General features: G+C 45.9%; 19 protein-coding genes. 5 read left to right on the top strand and 14 right to left on the bottom strand.

The window, feature by feature from the left end; translation table 11 throughout:
• Positions 1–280: 280 nt before the first annotated feature.
• The 4 genes from QUA10_RS14280 to QUA10_RS14265 form a co-directional block, all read right to left on the bottom strand.
• Entirely contained in the window at positions 281–2,275 is a 1,995-nt protein-coding gene (locus QUA10_RS14280) for a bifunctional serine/threonine-protein kinase/formylglycine-generating enzyme family protein (RefSeq protein ID WP_333080361.1), read from the bottom strand.
• A 668-nt stretch (positions 2,276–2,943) separates the two neighbouring features.
• Positions 2,944–3,372, bottom strand: coding sequence for an MAPEG family protein (locus QUA10_RS14275; protein ID WP_333080362.1), 429 nt, complete (start codon positions 3,370–3,372; stop codon positions 2,944–2,946).
• A gap of 9 nt (positions 3,373–3,381) precedes the next feature.
• Positions 3,382–3,657, bottom strand: coding sequence for a DUF6220 domain-containing protein (locus QUA10_RS14270; protein WP_333080520.1), 276 nt, complete (start codon positions 3,655–3,657; stop codon positions 3,382–3,384).
• Positions 3,658–3,660: 3 nt separating this feature from the next.
• On the bottom strand, positions 3,661–3,804 hold the full coding sequence (locus tag QUA10_RS14265; RefSeq protein ID WP_333080363.1) for a hypothetical protein: 144 nt from the start codon (positions 3,802–3,804) through the stop codon (positions 3,661–3,663).
• A 164-nt stretch (positions 3,805–3,968) separates the two neighbouring features.
• On the opposite strand from QUA10_RS14265, the gene QUA10_RS14260 reads away from it, so the two are divergent.
• Positions 3,969–4,721, top strand: a complete 753-nt coding sequence (locus QUA10_RS14260; protein ID WP_333086285.1) for a LuxR C-terminal-related transcriptional regulator — start codon at positions 3,969–3,971, stop codon at positions 4,719–4,721.
• Between the two features lie 148 nt (positions 4,722–4,869).
• On the opposite strand, the gene QUA10_RS14255 is transcribed toward QUA10_RS14260, so the two are convergent.
• The 3 genes from QUA10_RS14255 to QUA10_RS14245 all read right to left on the bottom strand — a co-directional run bounded on the left by QUA10_RS14255 (position 4,870) and on the right by QUA10_RS14245 (position 6,019).
• Positions 4,870–5,289: a hypothetical protein gene (locus QUA10_RS14255; RefSeq protein WP_333086284.1), complete on the bottom strand. Its 420-nt coding sequence runs from the start codon at positions 5,287–5,289 to the stop codon at positions 4,870–4,872.
• Between the two features lie 157 nt (positions 5,290–5,446).
• A complete protein-coding gene (locus tag QUA10_RS14250) occupies positions 5,447–5,605 on the bottom strand; it encodes a hypothetical protein (protein WP_333080370.1) in 159 nt (52 codons plus the stop codon).
• Between the two features lie 141 nt (positions 5,606–5,746).
• On the bottom strand, positions 5,747–6,019 hold the full coding sequence (locus QUA10_RS14245) for a hypothetical protein (protein WP_333080372.1): 273 nt from the start codon (positions 6,017–6,019) through the stop codon (positions 5,747–5,749).
• A 783-nt stretch (positions 6,020–6,802) separates the two neighbouring features.
• Between QUA10_RS14245 and QUA10_RS14240 the strand changes: the two genes are divergently transcribed.
• Complete coding sequence (locus QUA10_RS14240) at positions 6,803–12,493, top strand: AAA family ATPase (RefSeq protein ID WP_333080373.1); 5,691 nt, start codon at positions 6,803–6,805, stop codon at positions 12,491–12,493.
• A gap of 404 nt (positions 12,494–12,897) precedes the next feature.
• Here the strand turns inward: QUA10_RS14240 and QUA10_RS14235 are convergent, their stop codons facing one another.
• The 6 genes from QUA10_RS14235 to QUA10_RS14210 form a co-directional block, all read right to left on the bottom strand.
• Positions 12,898–13,653 (bottom strand): class I SAM-dependent methyltransferase, encoded by a 756-nt coding sequence (locus QUA10_RS14235; protein ID WP_333080375.1) that lies wholly within the window; start codon positions 13,651–13,653, stop codon positions 12,898–12,900.
• A gap of 449 nt (positions 13,654–14,102) precedes the next feature.
• A complete protein-coding gene (locus QUA10_RS14230; RefSeq protein WP_333080377.1) occupies positions 14,103–15,065 on the bottom strand; it encodes a restriction endonuclease in 963 nt (320 codons plus the stop codon).
• Between the two features lie 154 nt (positions 15,066–15,219).
• The gene (gene ndhD1, locus QUA10_RS14225; RefSeq protein WP_445243551.1) at positions 15,220–16,806 is read right to left on the bottom strand and encodes a photosynthetic/respiratory NAD(P)H-quinone oxidoreductase subunit D1; all 1,587 of its coding nucleotides are present in this window, start codon (positions 16,804–16,806) and stop codon (positions 15,220–15,222) included.
• Between the two features lie 447 nt (positions 16,807–17,253).
• Positions 17,254–19,299: an NAD(P)H-quinone oxidoreductase subunit 5 gene (locus QUA10_RS14220; protein ID WP_333080521.1), complete on the bottom strand. Its 2,046-nt coding sequence runs from the start codon at positions 19,297–19,299 to the stop codon at positions 17,254–17,256.
• A 363-nt stretch (positions 19,300–19,662) separates the two neighbouring features.
• Positions 19,663–20,040, bottom strand: a complete 378-nt coding sequence (locus QUA10_RS14215) for a thioredoxin family protein (protein WP_333080378.1) — start codon at positions 20,038–20,040, stop codon at positions 19,663–19,665.
• A 45-nt stretch (positions 20,041–20,085) separates the two neighbouring features.
• A complete protein-coding gene (locus tag QUA10_RS14210) occupies positions 20,086–20,799 on the bottom strand; it encodes an NnrU family protein (protein ID WP_333080379.1) in 714 nt (237 codons plus the stop codon).
• 236 nt (positions 20,800–21,035) lie between these two features.
• Here QUA10_RS14210 and QUA10_RS14205 point away from each other — a divergent pair, with 236 nt between their 5' ends.
• The 3 genes from QUA10_RS14205 to QUA10_RS14195 all read left to right on the top strand — a co-directional run bounded on the left by QUA10_RS14205 (position 21,036) and on the right by QUA10_RS14195 (position 25,386).
• The gene (locus QUA10_RS14205; protein ID WP_015174889.1) at positions 21,036–22,040 is read left to right on the top strand and encodes a LysR family transcriptional regulator; all 1,005 of its coding nucleotides are present in this window, start codon (positions 21,036–21,038) and stop codon (positions 22,038–22,040) included.
• Between the two features lie 139 nt (positions 22,041–22,179).
• Entirely contained in the window at positions 22,180–23,625 is a 1,446-nt protein-coding gene (locus tag QUA10_RS14200; RefSeq protein ID WP_333080381.1) for a serine/threonine-protein kinase, read from the top strand.
• A gap of 87 nt (positions 23,626–23,712) precedes the next feature.
• Positions 23,713–25,386, top strand: a complete 1,674-nt coding sequence (locus QUA10_RS14195) for an asparagine synthase-related protein (protein WP_333080383.1) — start codon at positions 23,713–23,715, stop codon at positions 25,384–25,386.
• 346 nt (positions 25,387–25,732) lie between these two features.
• Here the strand turns inward: QUA10_RS14195 and QUA10_RS14190 are convergent, their stop codons facing one another.
• Complete coding sequence (locus QUA10_RS14190; protein WP_333080522.1) at positions 25,733–26,737, bottom strand: zinc-dependent alcohol dehydrogenase family protein; 1,005 nt, start codon at positions 26,735–26,737, stop codon at positions 25,733–25,735.
• Positions 26,738–26,739 lie beyond the last annotated feature (2 nt).

The raw sequence follows: 26,739 nt of genomic DNA, 5'->3' as shown, positions 1-26,739 counted from the left end.
CCGGAAACGGTATAAGGCAAGAATTTGGGCGATCGTCCGTTCCCAAACCCGGTTTCTTCAAGAAACCGGGTTTCTCTGTGCGGAGACAATATCAATAGGCTTATTGCATAAATCTTTGATTGATATAGCAATCCTCGCATCATTTGTGAATTTCTTACTCCCTCCCCTTGATAAGGGGAGGGTTGGGGTGGGGTAAAAAGTTTACGACTCCTGCAAGGATTGCTATAGGGAAACCGCAGAGGCATTTCAAGATAGGAGAACGAATGCCTACAATTGGAGTCTAAACAACAGAAACAACCAGTCGAAAACCCACAATACTAGCCTTACAATCCGGCTGATATCTGAGGCGACACGCGCTGCGACAATTCGGAGGATGATCGTTCCAAGAACCGCCCCGCAACAACCTCAGCGAAGAGTCCCCGTCAGACTCCCAAACGCTACCATCCGCAGGCGCACCGTTATAATTATTGTGCCAAGAATCCGCGCACCATTCCCAAACATTACCGTGGAAATCGTACAATCCGAAAGCATTAGGTTTAAAACTGCCCACATCTGTCGTTTGAAAGCGATAAACTCCCTTCGGCGCGTCAGCGTAATGAGAATTTCCGTTGTAATTTGCTAACTCGCTGGTAATCGTTTCCCCAAAGTGAAACGGCCCCGTAGTTTGCCCCCGGCAAGCATATTCCCATTGGGCTTCGCTAGGTAAGCGATAATTCTTACCAGTTTTGTGAGAAAGTCGAGCGCAAAACTCCACTGCCTCGTACCAAGATACATTTTCTACAGGTCGATTTGCACCTTTAAAACGGGCCGCATTGGGATTGAGAAATATTTTAATTTCCGGCAGCGCCGCCACTGCTATCCACTGGGCCTGAGTGACTGGAAATTTGCTAATATAGAAAGAGCCTAAAGTTACTGGGTGCTGCGGTTTTTCGTCGCTGTCACCCCGATCTTTTGCAGAACCCATGAGGAAAGTACCGCCCGGAACAGATACCATTTCCAGCAGTGTACTGCTACCAAGATGTTCTTCAAAAAAACGCGCTTGGCCGCTGTTAACATTAGTTTGCTTCCCGCGCTTGTCTACTGTCACAAACTGAAAGTCAAAAGTGCTTTTGACAGCGGCAATTCTCTGCAATGCCTTGTTCGGAGGCGGATTGGTGTTGAATTTTTCCCTGGGATTGACAGAGATATTGCTATTGATTTGCCCGCTTTGATTGAGCGGGAGATTGATAGCAAGTTGTCCTCCTTTTGTCAGAAAAGAATTTATAGCAAGTTGTCCTCCATTAACACAATGGGGTTGGGGAGGTAAAGAATAAAGATTTAAAGCTTTGATTACTTCATCAGCCGATTGATATCTATTTTTGAGATAATCTTGAATTAATTTATCTAAAATCTTTGCCAACTCGCTGCTGATTTTTGTGCCGGGAGGCAACCGTTCTCTCCACATCCAGCCGCCGTTGATCGGGTCATAAAGGTCATCGGCACCGTCAACTTTTGGCAAACATTGAGTTAGCAGTCTCAGGCAAGTTATTCCCAAACTGTACAAATCGCTTCCGGGGAAAACTTGACCGCGCATTTGTTCTACAGGCGAATATCCGGGCGTTCCTACCGTCGTGCCTACTTTGCTCATCAGGGAGCCCGTCACTTGTTTGGAAATGCCGAAATCTATCAAAACCAACTCTCCTCGCCCACCCCTTCGGAAAGGTGAATTCCGAAAATTTCCCGCCTTTGGCAGGGAGGAACTAACAGAGGTGCGGCGCCGCATTATATTCTCAAGTTTGATGTCTCGGTGAATGACATGGCGATCGTGCACAAATTTCAAAATCGGCAAAATATCTGCCAGCAACTGCCAAATTTTTTCTTCGCTAAAAACGCCCTGCTGAGTTAATTCTGCTAGTAAAGTTTGCCCTTCAATCAACTCTTGTACTAAATAAAGTCGCTTGTCTTGTTCAAAATAAGCAATTAATCGAGGAATTTGGGGATGTTCACCGAGTTCGTAAAGTCGTTTCGCTTCTTGCTTAAACAATTCGGCGGCTTTTTCAAGTGCTGAGGTTCCTTGAAATTGGGGTACAAACTGCTTGATTACGCAGGGATCGTCCATGCGATCCGTATCTACCGCTTCATAAGTTCTGCCAAATCCCCCTTCGCCCAACAGTCGAATCACGCGGTAGCGGTTTCTGAATAAAGGGTTGAGGCCTTGCGATCCGCAACTTTGACAGAATTTAGAATTGTCGGGATTGAAAGGATGAGAACACGTGGGATTAGAACAGTAGAACATATCTGGGAAGAAATGATCTGGTTAAGGTTATGATATCATGTCGGGTTGATTTGTTAATTGATATTCGGCTGGTAATTGGTAATTCATAATCGGTAATCGGTAATCTTTAATCGTTAATGGGTGGGTATTACCCCTCATTTGTGCGTTCCGAAGGTATTCGGACTTGGGAATTATAATTTGCTGACTCGCTCACTATTCTTTAACATCGGTCTTCCTTGCCACATTCGCCAATCAACTGATATCAATCCCTCGATTTCTTAAACATCCGGTTAAGCAGATGACATCGGCCGCCTCCCGCACTAAACCACAAACTCTAGAATTATCTATTAAATGTTGGGAAGCCGGCATCGAGATATTTAAACCTAAAGCCCGATCGCACTTTTGACATAGATATTTCCGTGAGATCCAGACACCTGCCACATTCCGTTTAATACGCGGTTAAATTGGGAGTAAACTGCGATCGGCTGATCTATGTAAACTTATCATAATTGGGGGAATCAATAATCTGTTCACAGATGCCAGTATGGTACAAATCGGCGATCGCCCAAACCAAAAAACGATCGCACTCTCCGTATAACAATAAGACTAGAAACTCATAGAGCGATCCTCTTAGAGGGCTTCGCTAACGCACCGAATTGAAGGGCGATCGCTCTACGTTAATAGCGTACTTACGTGCCAAAGTGGATAATGGCTGCGCGGATAGCGATGAACCACACCGCGAGCGTGGCAAATAGGTAAAGGTAGAACCGAAGTATGACGAGATTGAATGTGCAATGGACAGCACTATGCAATGTGCGAAACACAACGAAGACCCACGCGGCGTTTACATACACTGTATCCACCTGCTTTGTTATGAAGAGGTATAGGACAAGCGCATAGAAAAGTGCCGGAATCTCGAACAGGTTTTTTAGGTTATCCGATGGATTGGATACGCTTGGTGGCGAGATTTGTGCCAGTGCCCCCGGTACAGCAAAATCCTTTTGACTGAGCTTTCTACTTGTGATAAAACTGATACGGCGGATGTACATATACACCCAGACTACGAGTGTAAGAAACAGTGTGGCAAAGAAGGGAGTGAAGATTGCATCTTGCGTCATTTATACCTCTCAAATTTGATTGTTTTGATAGTTGCTGGACGATAAAGTGCGCGATATGTGATGTACAAGGCTTGAAGAAACATAGAGTAACGTAAATCCAATTAGAGGATGGAGTATCTCTAGGTGAAGAGGACTTTTGAGATGAATGCTGCCAAATTGTAGTCCAAGTAGCACTGGCAAACTTGCGGCGAGATGTCGTATTCTGCGTGAGAATGGAGCGATAAACGACCATCCCAGTAATACTAATGACAATCCACCATACCATCGCACTAGCCAAACATGAATATTCTACCATGCAGGATTATTGAAGTAGGCAACTCCAACCGTCAATAACTGAGCAATTAAGCAGACATTAAAGACTATTGAAGTCGCATAAAAGCCGCTCGGCATCCAAGGTGTAGGAGTGCGATCGATTTCCAAATCTGTTGTCATGTCAATTTGCTTTTGAGACTATAACGGTAATATAATTCGAGTATTGCAATGCTTCTAGACCTCGATCGGGTACTCTTGTTGAAAATCAAGCAATTTGGTTACAAGCCCCCAGATTCATCCGTGGGGTCAATTCTAAAATCTAAAATCTAAAATCGGTTGACACCATGAGCATGACAAGTCCCTTGCAGCTTTTATTTGAAGCGATCGACCAGGTAAAGGACGAACAAGATTTGCGATCGCAAATCGTGCCCACAATCGGTGAGTATTTTGCAGCTAAACGATCGGGAATCTTTTTCTTCGATCGACTTCCTTTAGCAGATAGCAATTTTCAGAAAACATTGAAAGTTGCGCTATCGATCGAACATAATCCTGTTGCACGTTATTTAGTGGAGCGCCATGCTGCTGTCCATGAAGCATTAGTGACATCATCACCCAAGGTTTGGACAATAATTTGTCCCCGCCCCGATCATTGGCACGTGATGGCGGGGCCGATAGTCAGCGGTGGTCAATTAGTGGGTGTAGTGGGTTATACGCGCGAACAGTCAATGCCCGCCTTTGATACACAAAATCTAGCGGATTTGAGTGCGATCTGTTTGCATTTGTCTGTTTGGGCTGCAACAGTGCGCGCGGCGAAGCTATCCAGTAGGGAATCGCAACACCAACCTTTTAAGAGCTCACGCCTAACGCCTCGTGAATTGCAAATTGCCGAATTGGTTGCTTTAGGGCGAACCAACGCAGAAATCGGGAGGGAACTTTGGATTACTGAAAATTCAGTGAAGCAAGCTTTGAAGCGAATGTTCCGTAAGCTTGAGGTTTCGTCTCGTGCACAAATGGTTGCACAGCTTTCGGCGACCAAATATAATGTGCCAAGTGTAAAAATCTCTCCATCCAACTTGATGCAGAACACCCACCAATAAACTTAATGCTAGAAACTCAGAGAGCGATCCTCTTCGAGGGCTTCGCTAACGCATTGAATTAAAGAGCGATCGACCGCAGTAATTTTGAAGTATTGGGTATTGCGATCGAGTGTGGGAAACTAATATTCATCAAATGAATGATTACATATTAATTTGTAGTTTTGGGCAACAATTGATTTAGCGCACCGCACAAGTATCGCTTCACGGTATCCCTACTTGCGCCCACGCCGCTGGGAATGGTAAAGATCATCTCGACAGTTAATAGATTTCCGTCGGCTGAGGCAAAAACATCGATCGGCAAAGCACGCTGAAATGCTGTTGCGGGATTTTCGGCTTTCATGACACCTGTGCTCACATCGGTGCTGATCGTTCTGATGCTCTCGCGGGCTAAAATGGGTCGTAATTGGGAAAATGCTCTCTCTATCGATAACCCCTCAACCTGAACACGTGCAGAAAAGGCGGCACCATTCAAAAAGTCCCCCTTTTTTTGAAAGCTTTCCTCGCAGGTGGTGGCAACAGCGGGGGTGGCTAAACATATGAGAGCTAAAGTCAAGACAAGCGATCGCATATTAGCTTAGTTAGAAGAATGAAACAATTACCAAGATCATGATGCACCATCATAGGATTATTTGGCAAGTGATGCAAATGACTTCAATGGTTTTTAGCATGAGTTGCAGTCCGGTTAATCTTCGCTGCTATTCTAGCAACTACAGCAACTAGAAGAATTAAGGGTAAAGACTAAAAGGGCGATCGTACTGAATAGAAGGTCGATTTAATCCTGGATTCTCATCTTCCAACAACATTTCACTCGCTTCACCTAAGTTCGCTTGTATGTCGTCTAAAGTTTCTCCTTGAGAATGCGCTCTCTTAGAAACCGGGAACATAGACTACATATAAATTCGTGTTAGGGTCTTTCAGAACCACCGCAGTCAACGTCCTCATAAATTTCAACTCAAACAGCTTGACTTTCAAGCAAAATCCAATAAAATTAAGTTTAGCATATCTATCACATACAATACGTGAAATCACTTAGAAACAAGCTCAATAACACTACCTAGAGATGCAGCAAGTTTATATCCAATACCGATACCCAATAGCCTAGCATTTTGATGTTTCGCACTCAGGTAATCAGCAGCATATAAACCATTTTCATCAACTTTATAGTCGCCTGTTTCTATATCCATGATGACGAGCTTGCTAACATTCTCTTCTAAGTCTATTTTGGGGCGGATGCTGATCTCATACAAATGTTTGGCACGAGGCGGGACTTCTTCACGACTCCAAAGGAGGGTTTGCATACATTCCCCCTTTTTTGTAACTTTTGATCCTATTACTGACGTGGGCTGTATTACGCGAATTCACCATGTTTCTGGAGCGAGTTCTTGGGTTTTACCTGCGTGATACTCAGTCCGTGGCGCTGCAAGTTTGGCAACAGCTTCGGGAGAACGAGTATTTGCTGGTTCCGATCTGGGATCATCTTTAACTTATTCCATAATCTCATCTTGCTCACTTACAGACTAGGTGTTCGGCTTAGCGATGATCGCGCACTCAAGTAACTTAGTTTTGGCTAGCACACTCTTACAATATACCTGTTAAAAAAGTAGGCAAGGCGATCGCGACTTGTACCCTGTTAAGAGCAACGAGCGCGCCCGGTCGAAGTGCTGCAAACATTTTGTAGTAGGATGTATAATCCTAAGTGATAATAATTTAGGCACAGCCACATAATGAGCTACTGGGATGTAAAAAACCTGAGCTATTAAAACTTTAAGCGTCTGTGCGGAGTACGTCCAGAGACATTTAAACAGACGGTGGAGTTAGTGCGTTCACCTAATTTATCGGGAGGCCCTTGTTCCAGCGCCAATTCTTGGTTTTCCAACTCCAGCACAGGTATTATAGTTATAGTTAAAGATTAAGCCATCATGTACTTTAGCATTGAATGAATGGACAAAATATTGGCACTTATTAACAAGCTGACGCCCGGCTAGTTGAAATTTTTCCCAACAGGCGCTCGAACATCGCTGTCTCAGGTTCCCATCCATCAATTCCACACCCGAATAATCGTACTCATCGAAAAAACGAATATGAAAACCACGCTGCCCGGTTACAAACTCTTATCGTTGCCGCTTCATGAAGGTGTCAATACAGTTATTTATCGCGGCGTTAGGGAGTCCGAGTCAACTCCGGTTATAGTAAAAACCCTTAAAGCTGAGTATCCCACAATAGAAGAAATCGCACGATTGAGGCATGAATATAAAATTCTCAAAACTCTCGACATAGCCGGAATTATCAAAGCTTACTCTTTAGAAAAGCATAATAACGGTCTGGCGCTGATATTAGAAGATTTTGGCGGAGACTCCCTGAAAAACCTAATCACAGCTAAACAACTTGAAATCAGCAAATTTCTGAGTCGGGCAATTCATCTAGCAGAAACCCTAGCTCAACTGCATGAAAATAAGATTATTCATAAAGATATTAAACCGCAGAATATTATTGTCAACCCCAAAACCAGTCAAATCAAAATCATCGATTTTAGCATTGCCACGCACCTAGAGCGAGAAAACCAGACCCTCAGCAATTCCAACTTGCTAGAAGGTACCCTTGCCTATATGTCCCCAGAACAAACCGGGCGAATGAATCGCTCAATGGACTACCGTACCGACTTTTACTCATTAGGTGTCACCTTTTACGAAATGCTAACTGGAAAGCGGCCACATCAAGCCACCGACATCCTGGAATTAATTCACTGCCATATCGCTAAAACACCCGTGCCACCCCATCAGCAAATCGGTGAGATTCCCCAAGCAATTTCTGACATTGTAATGAAATTATTAGCTAAAACTGCTGAAGACAGATACCAAAGCGCTAGGGGACTAAAAGCTGACCTAGAAATATGCTGTCATCAACTGCAAACCCATGGGAAAATTGACAACTTTCCAATCGGTAAGAGGGATAAATGTGGACAATTTATCATCCCGCAAAAGCTCTATGGTCGTGAGCAAGAAGTAGCCACTTTGATGGCAGCCTTTGAGCGAGTCTCCGGCGGTACCAGCGAAATGATGCTAGTCAGCGGTTACTCAGGGATTGGTAAATCTTGCTTAGTAAATGAAGTTCGAAAACCGATTGTCAGGCAGCGCGGGTATTTTATATCCGGTAAATTTGACCAATTAAAACGCAATATTCCTTATGCTTCTTTGATTCAAGCCTTTCAGGGTTTGATGCGGCATCTCTTAACAGAAAGTTCGGAACAACTAGCGATTTGGAAAGAGCAACTTTTAGAAGCTTTAGGCTCAAATGGTCAAGTCATAGTAGATGTCATTCCCGAAGTCGAACTGATTGTCGGGCCTCAAGGAGGGGTTCCGCAATTGGGGCCATTTGAATCCCAGCATCGCTTTAATCGGGTATTTAAAGAATTCATTCATGTATTTACTAAACCCTCACACCCGCTCGTCGTCTTTTTGGATGACTTACAGTGGGCAGATTCAGCATCACTCAAGTTGATTCATCTGCTTATTTGTGACCCGGACAGCCAATATTTACTGCTGATGGGAGCCTATCGAGATAACGAAGTGAGTCCGACGCATCCGTTGATGGTGACGTTGGATGAGATTCAAAAAAATGGGGCGGTTGTAAATAATATCACCCTCCGTCCTTTGGATATTGGGAACGTCAGCTTGCTGGTAGCGGATACCCTGAATGAGTCTTCTGTTCCGAGACACCGGGTTTCTGAATTGTCTGAGCTACTTTTCAATAAAACCCAGGGCAATCCTTTCTTCTTGACTCAGATGTTCGCTACTCTGCATCAAGAAAAGCTATTGACCTTTGAATTCAGTGCTGGGTGCTGGCAGTGGTCATTGAACCAAATTCAAGCAGTAGGCATCACGGATTATAATGTCGTCGAACTGATTGCCAGAAATATTCAAAAACTCTCGGAGGAGACGCAGGATGTCTTAAAGTTAGCCGCCTGTATTGGAGACAAATTTAATTTAGACGTTCTGGCTATTGTCAATGAAAAATCTCAGTCAGAAACGGCGGCTGATTTGTGGGAATCTCTTCAGGCTGGCTTGGTTTTGCCCCTCAGCGAAGCCTACAAAATCCCTCTCGTTTTTACCTCCGATGAAATGAGCAGGGAAGTAAAGGAAAGAACAGTTCCAGATTGTCCTCTGCTATCATGCTCACCTGCCCCTGTTTCTTACAGCCATCACGCGCCTATCGCTTACAAATTTCTCCATGACCGGGTGCAGCAAGCGGCGTATTCTCTTATTCCCGAATCTCAGAAACAACAGACCCACCTGAAAATCGGTGAACTGCTACTGGAGCATACTCCTGCAGAGGAGATTGAAGAAAATATCTTTGAGATTGTCAATCAGTTAAATGTTGGGGCTGACTGCATCACGGATCAGGCAGAAAAAGCTCGTCTAGCCCGATTAAATTTGATAGCCGGCAAAAAAGCTAAGGCAGCAACAGCTTATGAAACTGCAGCCAGACAACTACGGGTGGGGCTAGAACTCCTCAGAGAAGATAGCTGGGAAACTCAGTATGACCTGACGTTCCCTCTGTATGCGGAAGCGGCGGCGGTGGAATTTCTAAACATCAACTTCGAGCGAGCAAAAATCCTTTCTGAGGAGGCTCTTAAACACGCGAAAACTCTGCTCGAAAAAGTCAAAGTTTATGAAATCCAAATGCAGTTTTATTCCCAGCAAAACCAGATACAAGTCGCGTTTGATATTGGGCTGCAAGTTCTGGGGATGCTGGGTGTCTCTCTTTGTTCGGAACCTCCACAAGAAATGAATACTGAGGCGTTAGCTAATCTGCCAGAAATGACGGATATCAATAAGCTAGTGGCGATGGGGATATTATTGAAATCTGCTCCTCTTTCTTATCATGTGGCTCCTGCCTTATTTCCCCAATTTGCATTTACAATGATTGATCTGTGTATCCAATATGGTAATTCGCCCCAGGCCACTGCTGGGTATGCGGTTTATGGCCTACTTCTATGCGGGCCATTCGGTGAAATAGATGCGGGATATAGATTTGGACAACTAGCCTTAAATTTGTTGGATCGCTTTGATGCCAAAGAACTAAAATCTTACGTATATGTAGTTTTTAATGCTCATATTAGACACTGGAAAGAGCATGGCAAGGAAAGTTTAGCGCCAATGATTGAGGGAATTAAAAGCGGTCTGGAAACTGGAGATTTAGAAGATGTGGGTTATAATTCTATCTACTATTGCGATCATATATTTTTTACAGGTCAACCACTGGAATTAGTTGCTCAGAAGCAGGCGCAATATCTTGATTTACTGCTGAAACTTAAACAAGATTCGCATATTCCTTACTTAAAGACGTGGAGAGTAATGGTATTACAATTACTCGCCGCATCTGAAGAGGAATATATGCTCAAGGGCGAATTGTTGAATGAAGAAGAACTCCTCCACCAGTCAATTGCCGATAATAAACATATGTTTATTTTTTTGGCTCACCTGACAAAATTGATTCGACTTTATTTGTTTAAGGATTACGCTCAGTCAGTCAAGAGCGCCCGCTCAGCAGAAAAATACAAAGATGGTGTGCCCGGTCTGATGAGTGGTGCGGAATACAATTTCTACTATTCTCTGGCTCTCCTTGCTCAATATCCCCAAGTTTCCAGCAGTGAACAAAAAGAATCCTTGAAGCAAGTGGCTAAAAATCAGAACAAAATGCAGCAATGGGCTATAAATGGGCCGATAAATTATCAACACAAGTACGAGTTAGTGGAGGCAGAAAAAGCACGAATTTTGGGAAAAATTGGCAAAGCGATGGAGTATTATGACGCTAGCATTCAAGGAGCCAGAGAACAGGGATACATTCAGGAAGAAGCCCTAGCTAATGAACGGGCCGCCGAGTTTTATTTCTCTCGCGGGCGGGAGAAGATAGCGGAGATTTATTTGACGGATGCTTACTATGGGTATATTCGCTGGGGAGCGAAAGCAAAAGTGCAATATTTATCAGAAGAATATCCTGAATTTTTCTCGCGAATACTGACCAAAGAAACTCGCAGCTTCGACGTATCACGGACGACCAGCTCGACGACTACGGGGAGTTTTGCAGCACTAGATTTCACCTCTGTGATGAAATCTTCTCAAGCTATTTCTGGCGAAATTGTTCTGGAAAGTCTGCTTTCTAAGTTATTGAAAATTGCAATTGAGAATGCTGGGGCTGAAAAAAGTTACTTAATTTTAGAGAAAGATGGTCAACTGGTAGTAGAAGGGACGGCAAGCATAGATAATAATGAGGTATTAGTGCTGCAATCCACACCAATAGAAACGAGTCAAAAATTGCCGTTTTCTCTCCTCAATTATGTGGCTAGAACTCAGAAAAATGTGGTATTAAATGATGCAAGTCAGGAGGGACTTTTTACCAGGGATAGCTATATTGTTAACGCCCAACCCAAGTCAGTTTTATGTATGCCGGTCGTCCATAAAGGAAAGCTTATTGGTCTGCTTTACTTGGAAAATAATCTGACAAGGAGTGCGTTTACTCCCGATCGCCTGGAAGTTTTAACCGTGCTCTGTTCTCAAGCGGCGATTTCCCTGGAAAATGCTCGACTCTATGCCAATTTGTCTGAGGCGACTGACAGCCTGAAACAAGCCAATGAGCAATTAGAAGATTACAGCCGGACTTTAGAACAGAAGGTGGAAGAGAGGACGCAGGAATTAAAGGAAAAAAATCTGCTCCTGAGCCAGGAAATTCGCGATCGCGTGCAGATAGAGCAAGCTCTGCGACTATCAGAAGCGCAATTAAAAAAACAAGCCGAACAACTAGAGCTTTCTTTCCAAGAACTCAAGCGCACCCAGACCCAGCTAATTCAGACTGAGAAAATGTCCTCACTGGGACAGATGGTGGCCGGGGTGGCCCACGAAATCAATAACCCGATTAACTTCATATATGGCAACCTGAGTCACGTCAGGACATACAGTGAAAACATACTAGGACTGGTGAAACTCTATCAAGAACAATACCCCCATCCTACAGCAGCGATTGTTGAGGATATTGAGGCAATAGAATTAGATTTCTTGATGGAAGACTTACCCAAAGTGCTGGATTCGATGAAGGTGGGGGCAGACAGAATTCGCGAAATTGTCCTCTCCCTGCGAAACTTCTCGCGACTGGATGAAGCGGAAATGAAACAGGTCGATATCCATGAGGGCATCGATAACACCCTACTGATTTTGCAGCACCGGCTGCAAGCTAAATTAGACCAGCCTGCTATTCAAATAATTAAAGAGTACGGCCCGCTGCCACTGGTGGAGTGCTATGCGGGCCAACTGAACCAGGTGTTTGTAAATTTACTGGCGAATGCGATTGACACTCTCAATGACCAAAGGGGGCCGCGCACGATCGCAATTCGCACTTCAGTGGGGTATGGGGAAGAAGAAAAATCCCCGATTTCCAATCCCCCCCTTGCGGAAAGCTCTACAGTTTCTTCGGCTGAGGTGGATTCCCCCAACCTCGGCCCGACCCGGAAAGCTCCCCAATTTGTGGTGATTCGCATTTGCGACAATGGCCCCGGTATCACAGAGGAAGTGAACCGGCGGCTGTTCGACCCGTTCTTCACGACGAAACCTGTAGGGAAGGGCACGGGTCTGGGGCTGTCAATCAGCTACCAGATTGTGGTAGAAAAACATCGCGGACAGTTGAAGTGTGTTTCTCAGCCCGGTGAGGGGGCAGAGTTCATCATTCAGATTCCTATTCGACAGGCCTATCAAAAATTGGCTTTGCAAAGCCAAACCTGATGAGTAGTTGTTATTGCTATTTCCTGTACTCCTAAACAGACAATGATCAGTTCTAGTGATGAATAGAAATCTTGAAAAAGTCTGGGCGCAATTCCTTCTCAGCGCCTCTAATTCTATTCATCTTTATGAATATTTTAAAGGGGAGTTATGTCATAATTATAAATTATAGCTATCAGTTACAATGTAAATATGATACCTCACTTACTCCGGGCGATCGCCCTTAACAAAGAGCGCACTATTCGTATAACAACAATAAGGCTAGAAACTAAAAGAGCGAGCGCAATACCGAATGGAAGGGGCTCAACCAAATGGTAATTTTAAAGTATTGGGTATTGCGATCGCTCTTCGGCGCGACTCGGTTCTGAGGCTTCCAGAAAACTTTGCAACCTGACACTGGGTTTTGGTCAGTCCACTTCACGAGATTTTTCGGCGGCTGTTGATAACTTCACTTCTAGCGAGGGTTGTGTTCGCCTAGCATACCAGGCATGAATGAGCAGAGTTTGTAAGAACAATACAGGTGTATCAAAGCCGCTCAATGCAATTATTGATTCGACTTCAATTGGCGGTAGCACAGCAGTATTTCGACCATAAGAATCACGAAACTTTTCAATCTCCTCAGCAGGCACTTCGGCATACCTCAGCATTCGCAGCCAAACCTGAAAAAGGCTTTGGTACGCTGAAGTAGACATATCGGAAGCCAGATCCGCACTGACCAAATATCCGTTAGGGCAAAGTCGTGAAGCAATTTGACTAAAAAAGTTGCGCCGTTCATCTTGTTGCATAAAGAAGTGAGAAACCAGAAGGCAAGTCGCCGCATCGAAAGAGTGCGATGCGGGGAGTGAATCGAGATAACCTTCGTGAAAAGTGCAACGTGACGCGATACCGCACTCTTCGGCGCGCTGGCGACAGATGTCAAGCATCGGTGCCGCAGGCTCTACCGCAGTAAACTGCCACTGTGGAAACGCTTGAGCCAGATAAATCAATTCCAAGCCGGTTCCCGCACCGACACAGAGAATCCGTGCATCGGTAGGAAGTTCAGAAAGTACAAAGCGGATCAGTAAATGAAGTGCGTCGCGCATCGGAGCCAATTTAGCGAATCTTTTGTCGTAGGAAGAAGCGCGTTCTCGATCGAAAACAATAGGTGACTCTTGATTTTGCATTCTGGAAAGCCAATAAGCTTGCAATCTGTATTTTAATAGCTATCTGAATTGGATTTTAGCGCCTTGCTTCAAAACTTACTGGGTTGGGGTCAAACAAAAGTAATAAAAATCCTAAAAGCTCGATCGCTCAAAACAAAATAGAAAACCCCAAAACCTCCATTATTAAACGGGTTTTGGGGTTTTCTTCCTCGCATCCGGTTCAAATTACAACTTGCGAGGGTGCGATCGCCCTTGACAAAGATCGCAGTCTTCGCATAACAATAACCCGAGAAACTAAGAGAGCGATCGCACCGAATTGAATGGCTATCGACCAAATGGTAATTTTGAAGTATTGGGTATTGCGATCGAAGCATGATGAATTAATGAAAATTCTCAACTCCACCTTCAACGACCTCGATACAGTCGGCTTACAATGGGCTTGTTATATCAAGTCCGAGCAATTGCATAATTTAATTGAACTCACAAATTATTTGATTTCCCAGATTCAGCGTTTCATCAACTTTTTCTTTCAGCTTAGTAAAGTTCATAGAGCATTTTTTATTTCGATTAATTAACTTTATTTGTTCGGATTCGGCCGTTTGTTGACTAGCCATTGTATCAAAGTGCAACCCACCATATTTTGGTTTTGACTCAAAAGGTTGAATTGGAGATTTCAAGGCAAATAGACTTTTGCATCTACTCTCAATATCATCCAATTGGTGGTAAAATTTTTGAATTTTTGGCATTAACTCTCTACTACTTCTCGCAAGAAGTAAACGGGACGAGATATCTCGCCATACGCCGCGATTTTGACTAAAGCATGATTGCCATTTTTCCGATAAATCATATTGATTTTGATTGAGAAGTTCCTGAAGTAAGTTGCAGTCTTGCTGTATTTCAAAGCTCAAAAGACAATGAATAGATGCAACCTGCTCACTTATAGATTTCTCTTGATTGCTAAATATCTGTTCCCACTCAGAATAAAGCTTCTTGAGTAAATCACGATTATTGGTATCTGCCAAGTCATTGCATATATCTTCCCAAAACACTATATAGACAAGGAACTTATTTTCTAATCGACGCTCTTCATTTAAAGACCAGACAAAATCTTGAAGCTTTGTATCTCTTGATTCCGTAGTTGCAATAATGTACTCATTGAGTGGAGATGAAAAGCCTTCTGCTTTGACAATCTCTTCCTTGATTATTTCCTTGTTTAGCTTGTTATCCTTATATCGTTTACACTGAACACCTATATAGTTGCCGGAACTGTTTTCCTGACCATAAATATCAATACCATTTTGTGGCTGTCCACTTCTGCCATATTTCTGTGCATGATTGTCGTGCCATTTTCGTTTATAAATTTCCCATGTAATATCCTCAAATTCATCCCAAGATTTAGGTTTTGGTAAATCACTTGTGGAAGGTGTCGGCATGGCTGCTAATGTAATGTTTTTAACAGAGACTCCACTAAGATAGCACAAGCACCAAATAATTCAGTTTCGCTCGCCCCAACGAAAAAAAAATAGAAAACCCCCAAACGCTATTTTTACATTAGTTTGGGGGTTTTATTCCTAAATCTCGTTCAAATCACAACTTACTCGGCTCGATCGCCGGAGCACGCAGAGAGACAGTTTTATCCGCAGCAGCCTTAGCCACAAGCGACGGCACAGAATCGCGCAACTTTGCAGTCAACTGAACAGTAGTTGCATCGTAAACCTGAGTCAGCATCTTGGGATACAAACCAATGCCAATAATCGGCACTAATAGAGCCGCAATAATAAACACTTCTCGCGGTTCCGCATCCACCAATTCTTCGTGTTCCGACAATTCCTTATTCTCAGGTCCGTAGAAAATTTCACGCAGCATCGACAGCAGGTAAATCGGAGTCAAAATTACCCCGACAGCAGCTAGAAATACCACACAAACTTTAAACACAGGATTGTAAGCATCGCTGGTTGCAAAACCTACAAACACCATCAATTCTGCTACAAAACCGCTCATTCCCGGCAAAGCCAAAGAAGCCATAGAACAAGCAGTCCACATGGCGAAAACCTTACGCATTTTCTGTCCTACACCGCCCATTTCGTCGAGCATGAGGGTGTGAGTGCGATCGTAAGTGCAACCCACCATAAAGAACAAACTCGCCCCAATTAAACCGTGGGAAACCATTTGCAGCATTGCACCGCTAATTCCCAAATCGGTAAACGAAGCTATCCCAATCAGCACAAACCCCATGTGCGAAATCGAAGAATAAGCAATTTTTCGCTTCAAATTGCGCTGAGCAAAAGAAGTTAAGGCGGCGTAAACAATGTTAACCACACCCAAAATTACCAAGATGGGTGCGAAAACAGCGTGAGCATCCGGGAGCATTCCCGCATTCATCCGCAGTAAAGCATAGCCGCCCATTTTTAGCAGAATTCCTGCTAGCAACATGTGGGCGGGTGCGGTTGCTTCGCCGTGAGCGTCAGGGAGCCAAGTGTGCAGGGGAAAAATTGGCAGTTTGACGCCGTAAGCTATTAAGAAACCTGTATACAGGAGCAATTCTACAGTGGGGGCGTAATCTTTAGCTGCGATCGCCCGCATATCGAAAGTCACCGTATCGCCGTAAAACGCCATCGTCAGCGCGCCCAGCAAAATAAACAGCGAACCGCCTGCGGTGTATAGGATAAACTTAGTTGCTGCGTAGAGGCGCTTCTTGCCGCCCCAGATTGACAAAATCAGGTAAATCGGGACTAATTCCAGTTCCCAAACTAGGAAAAACAGCAACATATCCTGCACGGCAAAAACTGCGATTTGGCCGCCGTACATTGTCAGCATCAAAAAGTAAAAAAGCTTCGGTTTAAATGTGACCGGCCAAGCCGCTAAAGTAGCCAGAGTAGTAATAAAACCAGTCAGCAAAATCAGCGGCATCGATAAACCGTCAGCACCCACAGACCAGTTCAAATCGAGTTGCTGCACCCAAGTATAGCTTTCTACCAATTGCAAATCTGGATTGCTGAAGTCGTACTGAGTGTAAAAAGCGTAAACAAGTAGGGCAAAATCGATTAAACCCACAATTAGGGCATACCACCGCACCGTCTTGCCATCCTTATCGGGAATTAAAGGAATCAGCAAGGACGCAGCAATGGGAAACAGAATTGTTGTTGTTAACCAGGGAAAGTTAGCTGTATCCATTGCGTTTTAAAATGATCCATCAGTTATTAGGTTTAAACACATTTTGCCAATTTTAGCCTAAATTTTATACTTTCTTTATACGTAACAAATTTTTTTGCTCTTATTTGGAAAAATTATCCGATCGCAACAATTAAGTTTAATGAAAGATTTATTTCTATTTGCTAATTGTCAATTGTGAGTTCTTGAGCTAATACCCTTTCTTCAAATATCTCCTAGTGGGGATACGGCAATGCCCAAAGCGTGTCAGATTAACCCTAAAAACTTTTGTATCTTTCGTTGCTCGCCCAGTTCACATGCCCCTAAATCCCCCTTAAGAAGGGGGACTTTGAGAGAATACTCTTGTTCCCCCTTATCAAGGGGGGTTAGGGGGGATCTAGACTTCGAGACAAACAAGAGATACAGTCGGTTTGACATTAAGTTGACACTAAATGCCGTGTCCCTACCGATTTAACTGACTCCCGAAACGATCGCAAAACCCAGAACTGCGACAAACACAATCAAGGCATAAAATTGAGCGCGACCGCTCTCAAAGTATTTCAAACCTTCGCCGCTAACTAGGGTGATAAACCCTGTTAAGTTGACGATACCATCGACGACTCGCAAATCAACTTCCATGACTTGCCGCGCTAAACGGCGACTGCCTTTGACAAAGAGAAAATCGTTGATATCGTCGAGATACCACTTGTTGAGGGAGAACTCGTAAAGCGGTTTGATTTTTTGGGCGATCGCACTTGGGTCAATTTTACGACTCAAATACATCAGAGAAGCCAAAGTAATGCCCAGCAAAGCAATACCTACAGAGCTTCCGCCCATGATTAGAAATTCCGTCAAATTGAACTCAGCAGCGTGTTCCAAAACTTCTTCGAGAGACTCGCCCGGAGCGCGAACAAACTGCTCGAAATAATTGGCAAACGGCGTACCGAGAAAACCGATAAACACAGAAGGTACTGCCAGCAACACTAACGGCAGAGCCATTGTCAGAGGAGATTCGTGAGGCAAATGGTCGTGCTCTTCGTGACTGTCGTCAGTTGAGGCCAATTCCTTAACGTTCATCGCTCCCGGGCCAAAAACAAGACCGGGTTGCAGGAGTTGGCGCTTGATGGCGCTGTCATTGCCCCGGAATTCGCCCTCAAAGGTGCTGAAATACATCCGGAACATATAAAACGCGGTCATCCCCGCCGTCAACCAGCTAACAGCCCACAAAGCGGGATTTGCTGCGAAGGCGCTGGCGAGGATTTCGTCTTTTGACCAAAAACCAGCAAACGGCGGAATTCCGCAGATTGCCAAATTACCGATTAAAAAGCAAGAAGCGGTAATCGGCATATATTTCCGCAAGCCGCCCATGACTCGCATATCTTGAGCGAGTGCGGGGTTGTGGCCTACAACTGCTTCCATACCGTGAATCACTGAACCTGAACACAGGAACAGCATTGCTTTGAAATAAGCGTGGGTCATCAAGTGGAAAAGTCCGGCACTGTAAGCGCCGACGCCCATTGCCATCACCATGTAGCCGAGTTGGGAGATGGTGGAGTAGGCTAAGCCTTTTTTGATGTCATTTTGGGTAATCGCGATCGAAGCACCCATAAATGCCGTAAAACAGCCGGTACAGGCGATCAAATTCATGACTGCCGGCAGCCCTTCCAACACTGGGTACATCCGAGCGATTAGGAATACGCCCGCAGCTACCATTGTCGCGGCGTGGATTAAGGCCGAAATCGGTGTCGGGCCTTCCATTGCGTCTGGGAGCCAGACGTGGAGGGGGAATTGAGCGGATTTGGCTGCTGGACCCAAAAATATCAGGACGCCGAAGATTGTCGCCAGAGTCGCCGAAAGAGCGCCGGATTCGACTAAGGAGTGCAGGCGTTCGCCCATCACCTCAAATTCAAAGCTGCCAGTGGCCCAGTAAATGCCGAGGATGCCCAGCAGTAGGCCGAAGTCGCCGACGCGGTTGGTGACGAATGCTTTTTGGCAAGCGTCAGCAGCGGGTTTGCGATCGTACCAAAATCCGACTAGCAGGTATGAACACATACCTACGAGTTCCCAGAAAATGTAAATCTGAACGATGTTTGGGCTGACTACGAGACCCAACATCGAGGCGCTGAAGATGCTCAGGTAGGCGTAAAAGCGCACGTACCCGTCATCGTGAGCCATGTAGCCATCGGTGTAAATCATCACCAAAAAGGCGACCGTAGTGACGATCGCCAGCATCACCGACGTTAGGGGGTCGATAATATAGCCCATATTCAGCGAGAAGTCGCCAGCAGAAGCCCACTGAATACTGCGGGTGTAGGGTGCGTGGCCCTGTAGTTGACTCCACAGCAATGCGAAGGAGAGTACCATTGACCCGCCGAGTGCGGAGACGATTAATATCGCATTCGCTTGTCGGAGCTTGTTGGTTGCCTGGTTAAAGGTGATTAAGCCTAGACCTACTAGCATTGCGCCTGCCAGTGGCAGTACAGGAATCAGCCAAGCATATTGATAAAGCAGTTCCATGACTGATAGGTAGTTTAAAGTTTCTACTAGATATTGCCAAAACTGTAAACAATTGTGACACACGCCTGCGCCACTGGGCCAAAATACTTGATCCAATTCTTTAAGTATCGCTATACCTGAGTGCAATCGCGAGCGAGACGATCGCACTAATTTTTTCATCGCCAGCGAGACGATCGCACCCTACTCCGAAAATTATTATTCCTGTGGCAAGGGAAACTATAGGACAAATCTCACAGTCCTGTGTGTTCAAGACTGCGAGATTTATTTTGGTGTCCGATGGTTGATGGACAAATGGGGAATGCCTTCTGCTTCCGACATAAAAGCCCAATGCCTTCTACACAAGAGCCGAATGCCTTGGAACAATTACCGGTTGGCTACTTCCTGAAGTTGCAGCCGTTGAGATGGGGAAGCTACGTGAGCCGCGAGCATCCAGGAATCCAGAGTCCGCCGCAGTTCCTCACGTCCTTGGTAGTCTTCCAATCTAAATCGAACTTTATCGCCCTCAAACAAAATCAGCGTGGGCAGACTTGTCAGCCGATAAGTGTGGGCCAACTTAAAACATTGATCGGCATTCACCCCGACCAGCTTGACTTTTTCTGCCCACTGTGACTCAAAAGTCTTAAGCGTGGGGTCGATCGCGCGGCACAAACCGCACCAAGGAGCCGAAAAGTGAACTAAAACGGGGGTAGAGGCTTGAAACACCTCTTGTGCAAAAGTGCGTTCGCTAACCGACAACACCATGAGCCCTCAAAATTTAATAATTTTTTTTCTATCCTAGGGATCATGCTACCAGTATATGTTCCTAGTGACACGCATCAAAAAAGGATGAATTTCCCACAGCAGGCCCGTAAAAATGACTACACCTAGATAGGAAGGGCGCAGAAATTCAAGCAAGTCAAGGGTTTGACGCTTTTGTAGGATTGCCAAAAAAGGCATGATTGATGTTCGAGATTTGATGGTTTCAAAGGATTCTCCAAAACGAGCCTGAAGCCGACTGTCGCCGTGCCAGACTCCGAACAGGTGGTGAAGTACCAAACCGATGGAAGTGACAAGGGTAAAGCTAGTGCCAATCCACAGGGTGTGGGCCACGCACCAAATCACTTGTCCCACCATTTGCGGGTGACGGGTGATGCGAATGATGCCAGTTTCGTAGAGGTGAACTTGGGGCTTTTGGACGGCGGCAATTTCTAGGAGGTTGAAAGTTGCTGGGTACAGAAACAGAAAGGAAATTGCCGAAAGTATCCAAACTGCCGGTTTAACTCCGGGGACGCCCTGTACTTGCCAAAGCTGCACGCCGTCGTAGCGGTGGTTGAAAAAGTAGACAATCAGAATGACGGCTAGCGGCAAACTGACAAGGGCAAACAAAACGCGATAAAGTCTCGGCCCGATCAGCTTTTCACCTTTGGGCCGGAGGGCTGCTAAACCGCTGTGGGCGATCGCAAAAACCAGTAACAGGCCCAGAATAACTAAGTGGGAGTCGAGCGCCAAGTCGATCGTCATTGCAAATATTAAGAAAAGTTATTGATTCTCGGCCAATTTGTGTCACAAAGTATCTATGGGAGCATTCAGCGGTTATCAGTCAGTTAACTGTTCACTGTTCGCTGTTGACTGTTGACTGTTCGCTGTTCGCTGTTGACTGTTCGCTGTTGACTGTTCGCTGTTTGCTGTTCGCTGCCTACAGTCAACCGTCAACCGTCAACTGACAACTGACAACTGACAACTGACAATTTAGATATATGTCTGACCTTCCTTTCACTTTAGACCAGTTACGCATTCTCAAGGCGATCGCCTCTGAAGGAAGCTTCAAACGCGCCGCGGACAGCCTCTATGTATCCCAGCCAGCAGTTAGCTTGCAGGTGCAAAACTTAGAGAGACAATTGGACGTGCCGCTGTTTGACCGGGGGGGGCGGCGGGCTCAACTGACCGAAGCCGGACACCTGCTGCTGAGTTACGGGGAGAAAATTTTATCGCTTTGCCAGGAAACTTGTCGAGCTCTGGAAGACTTGCAAAATCTTCAAGGCGGTACTTTGATCGTCGGCGCTTCTCAAACAACGGGAACCTATTTGCTGCCCCGGATGATTGGGATGTTTCGCCAAAAGTACCCGGATGTAGCGGTACAACTTCACGTTCACTCGACCCGCCGCACGGCGTGGAGTGTGGCCAACGGGCAAATCGATTTGGCAATTGTTGGCGGAGAAATTCCTACCGAACTTGTAGAAGCTTTAGAAATTGTTCCTTACGCTGAGGACGAACTGGCTCTGATTCTCCCTCCATCTCATCCGATGGTACAACAAGAAACTATCCAAAAAGAAGACCTTTACAAATTGCAGTTTATATCCCTCGATTCGCAGTCTACAATCCGCAAAGTAATCGATCAGGTACTGACTCGCTGCGGCATAGACACGCGCCGCTTGAAAATAGAGATGGAACTAAATTCGATCGAAGCAATTAAAAATGCCGTTCAGTCCGGGCTGGGAGCTGCTTTTGTCTCGGTTTCGGCGATCGAAAAAGAGTTGCTCATGGGCGTTTTGCACAAATCTCAAATGGACGAAGTTTTGGTAACTCGCATTTTGTCGCTGATTTACAACCCCAACCGCTACCGTTCTAAAGCAGCAGAGGCTTTCAGCAATGAAATTTTGCCCCAGTTTGCTACTTATTCGACCATCTTGGAGAAGAAAGAACCCCCGGCCCTCGATTTGGGATTCATAGAAATAGCAACTCCCAACTCGGCGGGAAGTTAATCTCTTAGGTCGCTGGCAGTTAGCAGTTCGCGGTTAGTTGAGAAATCGAAATCTGATTTAACAATCGCTTTTTCTTCCCTCTTCCCTCTTCCTTCTTCCCTCTTCCTTCTTCCCTCTTCCTTCTTCTTAGCAAACAAAAATGGAAGTTTACTGCACCCGACCGGGCTGCCCGCGCCCTCAAAACTATTTTCCCGACCTCGATGACAGTTCGCTGCTGAAAACCGTGCAGCAAAAGTTTTGCACGACTTGCGGGATGCCGCTAATTTTGGGCGGGCGCTATTTGCCCGTCAGGTTGTTGGGTCAAGGCGGTTTTGGGGCGGCATTTTTGGCGAGAGACCGCTATACTCCAGCGATGCGGCAGTGCGTGGCTAAACTTTTGCAGCCGTCGGTAACTCTGACTCCGCCCCAGCTAAAAATCGCTCAAACTCTGTTTGAACGGGAAGCGGCGGTGCTGGAAGAACTGGGAAACGAACATTCCCAAATTCCGAGTTTGCTGGCTTTTTTTGAGCTGACTGTTACGAGTTTGCAGCCGGGAAAAAACGATCAGTTTTTCTATCTAGTTCAAGAATTTATTGACGGTAAAAATTTGGAGGATGAACTAGCTGTTAAAGGCAAGTTTTCGGAGGCGGAAACGGTGGAGGTGCTGCGGGAAATTTTGAAGGTTCTTGATTTTGTGCACTCTCGCGGTTCGATTCACCGAGATATTAAACCTGCTAATATTATGCGGGGTAAAAATGGTCGGCTTTATTTATTAGATTTTGGGGCTGTTAAACAAGTAACACAAAGTGTTGGGAGTGCAAAAGCTTCGACTGGTATTTATTCTTTGGGTTATGCTCCGCCAGAACAGATGAGCGGGCAAGAAGTTTATCCGGCAACCGATTTGTATGCTTTGGGTGTGACTTGTATTACTTTGCTGAGTGGTTTGCAGCCGACGGAGTTGTTTGATAGTTACAGAAATGAGTGGAATTGGCAATCGCGGGTGCAGGTAAGTTCGCGTTTGGCTCACGTTCTCGATCGAATGTTATTATCAGCTCCCAGCCAGCGTTTTCAATCTGCGAGGGAGGTGGAAGCGGCTCTGATGTCTGGGTCTCAACAACATTCTCAACCACCTACAGTCGTGGTGGCGCCGCCTCCGATACCTCTTCAACCGACTCTACCTCCTCCTGTACGGGTTCCTGCAACACCTCCTGGAGGGCTACAACCTTTGCAGAGAGCGACTTTTTCGATTTGGGAGGTTTTGTCGGGGGCGGCGTTTACGGGTTTTGAGGCGGGGGTGCTGGCGATCGCCCTGACGAGTTTGCTGCCGTCTCCTGGCTTGAGTATCGGATTGTTGGGGATGATTGTGGCGGGTTTGATTTACGGCCAGTACCGCAGGGCGATCGAACAAACTGAGATGTTGATTATTGGTGCAGGTACTGTGGCTTTGCTGTGGTTTTTCCCGGCTTTACAGACGGCGGCACTTGCGATTTATCCGACTTCTCCGATCACTGGCGTGTTGTTTGTGGGATGGTTGGGTGCTTTGGGTGCGATCGCTGGAACAGCTATTTTTCGCTTGATTTATAAGTTACTTTCAAACGTTTTTTAATGTAATAGTCCTCTCTAGAAAAGCCTGTTTTGAACAGGCAAGATGCCTGTTCCACAATAATTAATTATGGGAGATGTCTAATTTAAAATGCAGACTCAGAAGTCTATCTACCCTAATTGGGTCATTGCTTGGGGCCCAGAAGCCCGATCGCACCCTGCAACTTGGGAGACTTCCGGTTTTGCCATAATCGGAGATCAACCCACCTTCAGCCCCAATCAGCGATTTGTGCTGGTAGGTGACTGCTGCTTCGATCGCACCCCCATGCTCAAACAACAGATTGATACAGATGGATTGACCGATTTGGCGATCGTCGCGCGGCAATGGGAACAGTCGGGGATTGAAACTCTGAAATTGCTGTCAGGACAATTTGCTCTTGCTGTGTGGGATCGAGACGAGCAAACCTTGTGTCTGGGGCGCGATCGCGTGGGAGCAAAAACCCTCTATTACACCCGTACAGGAACGACTCGCTGGATCGCGCCTCGACTGCGATCGCTCAATCCATATCACGATCGAGAACTTGATTTAGTTGCTTTGCGCGACTACTTGTGCTGTGCCTTTGTACCCGGATCACAAACGCTGTGGGAAGCGGTGCGAGAGTTGCGGCCCGGTAGCTACCTGTACTTACCGGATGTTGAGGTGCAGAGATACTGGCAGCCACAGGAGCAAATTGCTAACGCCGATCGCCCTTTGGAATGGCATAGTCAACAAGTGCGATCGCTTTTGGAACAACTGGTGCAGTCAGCGCTACCAGCGGGCGAACCAGTCGCAGCATATCTTTCGGGTGGTATTGATTCAAGTTGCGTCACGGCGATCGCCACAAGGCTGCACGATCATCCGGTACACACTTTTTCGATGCACTTTGGCGCTCAATATCCCAGCGAGATTGAATTTGCCAACATCGTTGCGGCACATTGTGGCACTGAGCACCACGTTTTGGAAGTTTCGCCGCAGCAAATTTGGGAGTTGCTGCCGGAAACGCTGGCGGCGATGGATGATCCGGTGGGGGAAGGCTTGACGGTTCCCAATTTGCTGTTGGGGCGATCGGCAAAGCAATTCGCAGACGTGGTACTGAATGGCGAAGGTGGCGATCCGTGCTTTGGCGGGCCGAAAAATAAGCCGATGTTACTCAACAGTTTGTATGGTTCGATTCAGGGTAAACCAGATCCGATCGCAGCTTACTTGACTTTGTTTCAGAAATGCTATGTGGATTTGCCACGTTTGCTGAAGCCGGAGGTTTGGGAAAAGGTGAAGAATGCGCCTTCCGTCTTTGCTGAGGAATTGCAACAGACAGAAACGACGTTTTTGAATCGGCTGATGCGGCTCAATATTGAGTTTAAAGGAGCCGATTACATTTTGACCAAGGTGAATAATCTCACGGCTGCGGCGGGATTGGAAGCTCGATCGCCCCTATTCGATGCGCGGATGGTGGCGCTGAGTTTGCAAATTCCGCCAGAATATAAGCTTTCGGGCGCGCAGGAAAAAGCGGTTCTCAAGGCTGCTGTGGCGGATTTGCTGCCCGATGTCATTGTCAACCGTCCGAAAAGCGGCATGGTGATGTCGATGCAGCAGTGGTTTTTGAGGGATTGGCAGCGGCAAGCGCGATCGTTGCTGCTGAATCGTCATGCGGCGATCGCGCCTTACCTCGATCGAACACTAATCCGCGAATGGCTAAACTATCGTGGGGAAGTTTTTCCCCGCTATGGGCTGAAGCTGTGGCTGCTGGTGACGCTGGAAATTTGGTTACAAGTAAATCGCCGTTAGTTATCCAAAATTAGGACACGGCGCCGTGCCTTTCGTCGTGTCAACTTCAGCAGTTGACGCCCAAATTTGTCGATCGACAGTGGCATTTTCCCTATGCGGTTTTCGCTCTTTTTTATATAGCAATCCTAAATCATTTGTGAATTTCTTACTCCCTCCCCAAGGCATCGGGGAGGGTTGGGGTGGGGTAAAAATTTTACGACTCCTGCAAGGATTGCTATAGCTTTCCTGCGATGATTATGGGATGTTTGGTTTCACGCTTTTTTAATTCGCAAACAGTCTTTTGAAATCGCCTGCAATTCTCAATCGCCTGCGATTCTTCAACCCGCAAATTAAAAAATCCGCATTTTTAGCCCCCAATTTCAAGCACTATTTTACCAGTTACTGAGCCTGTTTCTAACAGTTCGTGAGCGGCTTGCGCTTCTTCGAGAGGGAAAGTTTTGCTGACGTGAATTTTTAGTAAATCGCGATCGCACAAACGAGCACACTTCTGCAAAATATGAGCCTGCTGTTCCTGTTCCTCCACCAAACCTTCTAGCATCGGTGTTAACATTAATTCCAGACTAATTCTCAGATTCCGCATTCTCGCTGTTTTCAAATTCCCCAAAGCTGGATCGGGTTCCAAAATTGTTACCAAATCTCCATAAATTTTCACAGTCGGAATAGTTTGGTAAAAAGTTTCTCCCCCGACTGTATCGAAAGCCAAATCAACTCCTTGTCCTTGAGTCCAAGTCAAAACCTCATCGACAACATTGGTATTTTTGTATAAAATAACTGCATCTGCACCTAAGTGCTTGACAAAATTGGCTTTTTCCTCAGAACTAACAGTCGTGCAAACCTCTGCACCCTGTAACTTCGCCAACTGTACCGCGACGTGGCCCACACCGCCGGCACCAGCTTGAATCAGCACCTTTTGACCCGCTTGCAAGCGCCCTCGATCGTACAGCGATTCCCAAGCTGTAATTAAAACTAACGGTGCCGCCGCCGCCTCAGCAAAACTTAAAGCAGCAGGCTTGAGGGCGAGAAAGCGTTCGTCTACAACGGCAAACTCAGCATAAGTACCGATCGACCCGCCCAAACCGCCATTGCAGAAAAAAACCTCGTCTCCCACTTGGAAACTTTGCACACCAGCACCGATAGCCTCTACGACTCCAGCACCATCGCACCCCAAAACGTGAGGAGTTTTGTCGGGGTAAAAAGTGCCGCGCGATCGCAACTTAGTATCTATCGGATTGATACCCGCCGCTCGCAACCGTACCAAAACTTCAGTTTCTGTTTGTATAGTAGGGGCGGGGATATCTTGCAGTTTCAATACGGATGGGCTGCCGGGGGTTTGAAAAACTATCGCTTTCATCA

The sequence above is a fragment of the Microcoleus sp. Pol8_D6 genome (assembly GCF_036700965.1).
Lineage (GTDB): Bacteria > Cyanobacteriota > Cyanobacteriia > Cyanobacteriales > Microcoleaceae > Microcoleus.
This window is presented reverse-complemented; position numbering and strand designations above follow the sequence as displayed.